We start from the raw sequence: 3,819 nt of genomic DNA on the forward strand, positions 1-3,819 counted from the left end.
GTCCCGCGTCGAAGACGCGGGGCGAACGGGGGCGAACGAGGGGGCGCCGCTTGACCCTGCCCCCGGGGCAGGGTGTGGACTGTGTGTCCGCGTGGGGCGTGACGCCGCCCGCGGTCGCGGCGGAGGAGGAGGCATCGCGTGGCCTGGAGTACTCAGCAGCTCGCCGAGCTCGCCAACACGACGGTCAAGGCCGTCCGGTACTACCACGAGGTCGGCCTGCTGGACGTGCCGGAGCGGACGGCGAACGGATACAAGCAGTACCAGGTCTCCCACCTGGTCCGTCTGCTCCAGATCAAGCGGTTGAGCGATCTGGGCGTCCCGTTGTCGGAGGTGGCGTCGATGGGACGGGCGGACGAGGACCCGGACGAGGCGATCCGCGTGCTGGACAAGGAGCTGGAGGCGACGGTCGACCGGCTCAACCGCGTGCGGGCGGAGCTGGCCGTCATCCTGCGCCACCGCGCACCGGCCTACGTTCCCCCCGCGTTCGCGCCGGTCTCCCACGAGCTCTCCGACCGGCAGCGATCACTGCTGATGGTCTACTCGACCGTTCTCAGCGAGAGGTCCGTCGAGAAGTTCCGCGAGCTGATCAGCGACCCCGACGAGACGGACGAGGAGTTCGAGGCCCTGCCCGAGGACGCGGACGACGCCGCGATCGACCGCCTCGCCGCGCGCATGCTGCCGGTCGTGCGCAGACGGAGTGAGGAGAACCCGTGGTCGGCCGACCCCGCCGCCGACGCGCCGGGCGGCGCGGAGCGCGCCGAACGCACGATGGCCGAGGCCATGGCGCAGTTGTACAACCCCGCGCAGCTGCGGGTGCTCAAGCGTCTGAGCGCCCTCCTTCGGGAGGGGGTTCCGGACGGGGGCGGCGACGCGCCCTGACGCGGCGCCGAGGAGCCGGAGTCCGAGGGGTCAGCGCTCGCGCCCGTGCCCCTGGCGGGTCCGGGCCGGAGCGGACCCGCTCGCGGCGGGAGGCCGTACCCTCACCAGCTGCGCGAGCAGGGCCAGCACGGGCAGTTCCACCAGCGGTCCCACGACCAGCGCCACCGCGATCAGGGGCCGGTCGGGGAAGGCCGCGACCGCGACGGCCAGCGCGATGGGCGAGTTGCGGGCCGTGGTGGTCATGACCAGGGTGACCCCCTGGTCCGCCGGGAGGCGCAGCATCCGGGACAGGCCGGTGGCGATCAGGGGCAGCGCCACGAAGAAGACCGCCAGCGGCGGCAGCAGGGCGAGCAGGTCGGCGCCGTGCTCCAGGACGGTGCGGGCCTGCCAGGCGAACATCGCCAGCACGGCCGCGTACAGCAGCGGCAGGACCAGGCGCGAGGCCGGACCGGTGACGTACCGCTCGCGCCAGGCGGCCCCTTTGAACCGGTATGAGGCCCACCGCAGCACCGAGGCCAGGGCCAGCGGGACGACGAGGACGAGCAGCACCGACTCGGCCAGGGTGGCGGCGTCGACCATCGCGGCCCGCCCGCCCAGCAGCAGCACGTACACCGGCAGCAGCGCGAGCTGGAGGACGAGGTTGACCGGCAGCAGGGCGGCGGCGATGCCGGTGTGCCCGCGCGCCACGGCGGTGAAGACCAGGTACCAGTCCGTGCACGGGGTCACCAGCAGCAACAGCAGACCGATGCGCAGGTCCGGTTCGCCCCCGAGCAGCCCCGCTCCCAGGGCCCAGGCCAGGGCCGGGGTGAACACGAAGTTGAGCGCCAGGCTGACGGCGACCAGGGTCCTGGCGCGCCCGACCTCGCCCACGTGGGCGGCGTCCATCTGCGCGAACACGGCGGTGAGCATCGCCAGCAGGGCGGGCAGCACCACGTGCTCGGCCGCCGGACCGACGGGCAGCAGCAGGCCCGCGGCCAGCCCCGCCACGGCGGCCAGGGCCACGAACAGGCTCTGGAGGCGTTCGGCCAGCGACATCTGTTCAGTGCTCCTCGGCGGTTTCGAAGACCCGTATCAACACCATGCGCCCACGGTAGGCCTTCGCGCCGACCCGAGGACCGGGCCCGGCACGCGCCGCGGCCGGGGCCCTCGCGCGCACGCCCATGTGCGCGGCCCCGCGGAGCCCGCCGATCCGAGCGCCCACGGTCGGGACCGGCGTCGGGGTACGGCGGCGCGCTGGTGCGCACGGTGCGCCGCGCCGGTGCCGCCCGCCGGTCAGCGCGCTCACGCTCCTCCGCCGGTGGTCTCGGAGCGCGTGCCTCGGGCAGACCCCTCCTGAGCGGGGTCCCTCCCCTCGGAGCCCTTCGGCCCGCGCGCCCGGCTCCACTGCCAGACGCCCGCCGCGAGCAGGGCGATCCCGGCCGCGGCGAGGACGAACACGTCGATCCCCGCCCCGCCGACGGCGAAGAGCCACTCCTGGACCCGGTAGCTCTGGTCGTCGAACGCCCCGACGCCGCCGAAGAGGGACGCCGTTCCGTCATAGCGCAGGAACACCACGCCGATGGCGACGAACAACAGGCCCGACAGCGTGCTCGTGGTGTGGACGCGCACGGGGCCGAGGGAGACGGTGCGTCCGCGCAGCCAGCGCTTCTCTCCCAGGTCGTAGCGGTCCCACAGCAGCGCCAGCACGAACAGAGGGCCAGCCATCCCCAGAGCGTAGACCGCCAGGAGCAGGGCACCGCGCAGGGGACCGCCGGTGGCCGCGACGGTCAGGACCGCGCCGAGGATCGGCCCGGAGCAGAAACCGGCGAATCCGTACACCGCGCCCAGCCCGAAGACCGAGACGGTGTTCGTGCGTCCGGAGAAGCGCCCCTGGAGACGCCGGGCCAGCCGCGAGGAGAACCCGAAGCCCACGATCTGCGCCACGCCGAAGGCGATGACGAGCGAGCCCGCGACGGTGATGAGGAGTTCGCGCTCTCCGTAGAACAGGCGGCTGACCGCGGCCGATCCCGCGCCGAGTGGAACCAGCGTGGTGCACAGGCCCAGGTAGAACACGCCGGTGCGGCCCAGGAGGCGGCGCGGGTCGCGGAACGCGTACCCGAAGAACGAGGGGAGCAGCAGGGCGCTGCACGGGCTGAACAGGGCGAGCACGCCGCCCGCCAGGGCCGCGACGAGACCGACGTCAGCCATCGCCGTCCCTCCCGGCGTCCGCCAGCGCGTCCTCGATCGCCGACACGAACACGGAGAGCGGTTGGGCACCCATGAGGGGCTGGCCGTTGACGAGGAAGGCGGGGGTGGAGGTGACCCCGATCCCCTGCGCCTCCGCGAAGTCGCGGCTCACCATCGAGGCGACCTCGTCGCCGTGCCGGTCCTCCTCGAAGCGCTCGGGGTCCATGCCCAGCTCCGCGACGATCCCGTCCAGCACCTCTTCGAGGGCCTCGCCCTCGAACTTCTCCCCGTGGGCGAAGTAGGCCTCGTGGAACTCCCAGAACCCGCCCTGCATCCCGGCGGCCCGGGCGGCGTGGGAGACCGTCTCCGAGGAACCGGTGATGATGGGGAAGTCGCGCCACTCGATGCGCAGGTCCCCCCGTTCGACGTAGTGCATCAGCTCGGGTTGGGTCTCCCGGGCCCAACGGCCGCAGTAGGGGCAGTTGTAGTCGGAGTAGGCCACCATGACCACTGGGGCGTCGACCTCGCCCATCGCGGCGGGGTCCTCGGGGTCCCGGCGGGCCAGCAGGGCCCCGAACTCACGCTGGTCGGGGGTCTGGTCGTCGGCTCCGGCGGAGTGGGGAGCGGAGTCGGCCGCCGGCTCCCGCGCCGCGGGTTCCTGCGCCCGGTCGTCCACGGCGCGGTTGGCCACGAGCAGACCCGCGACGACCAGCAGGGCGAGGCCGGCGAACAGGAGGCCCCGCCACGAACCGCCGCCCCCGTCCGGGGTACGCC

General features: G+C 73.7%; 4 protein-coding genes. 1 reads left to right on the plus strand and 3 read right to left on the minus strand.

Annotated elements, in window-relative coordinates; translation table 11 throughout:
• Positions 1–138 precede the first annotated feature (138 nt).
• The gene (locus tag DQW06_RS26945) at positions 139–879 is read left to right on the plus strand and encodes a MerR family transcriptional regulator (protein ID WP_013152384.1); all 741 of its coding nucleotides are present in this window, start codon (positions 139–141) and stop codon (positions 877–879) included.
• Positions 880–909: 30 nt separating this feature from the next.
• Here DQW06_RS26945 and DQW06_RS26950 read toward each other — a convergent pair whose 3' ends face one another.
• The 3 genes from DQW06_RS26950 to DQW06_RS26960 form a co-directional block, all read right to left on the minus strand.
• Positions 910–1,914, minus strand: a complete 1,005-nt coding sequence (locus DQW06_RS26950; RefSeq protein ID WP_013152385.1) for an arsenic resistance protein — start codon at positions 1,912–1,914, stop codon at positions 910–912.
• Positions 1,915–2,160: 246 nt separating this feature from the next.
• Complete coding sequence (locus tag DQW06_RS26955; protein ID WP_013152386.1) at positions 2,161–3,066, minus strand: cytochrome c biogenesis CcdA family protein; 906 nt, start codon at positions 3,064–3,066, stop codon at positions 2,161–2,163.
• The coding region (locus DQW06_RS26960) for a DsbA family protein (RefSeq protein ID WP_232833176.1) at positions 3,059–3,819 on the minus strand (761 nt) is incomplete at its 5' end. The genes DQW06_RS26960 and DQW06_RS26955, both read right to left, overlap by 8 nt.

It is taken from the genome of Nocardiopsis sp. TNDT3, assembly GCF_003427465.1.
Classification (GTDB): domain Bacteria; phylum Actinomycetota; class Actinomycetes; order Streptosporangiales; family Streptosporangiaceae; genus Nocardiopsis; species Nocardiopsis dassonvillei.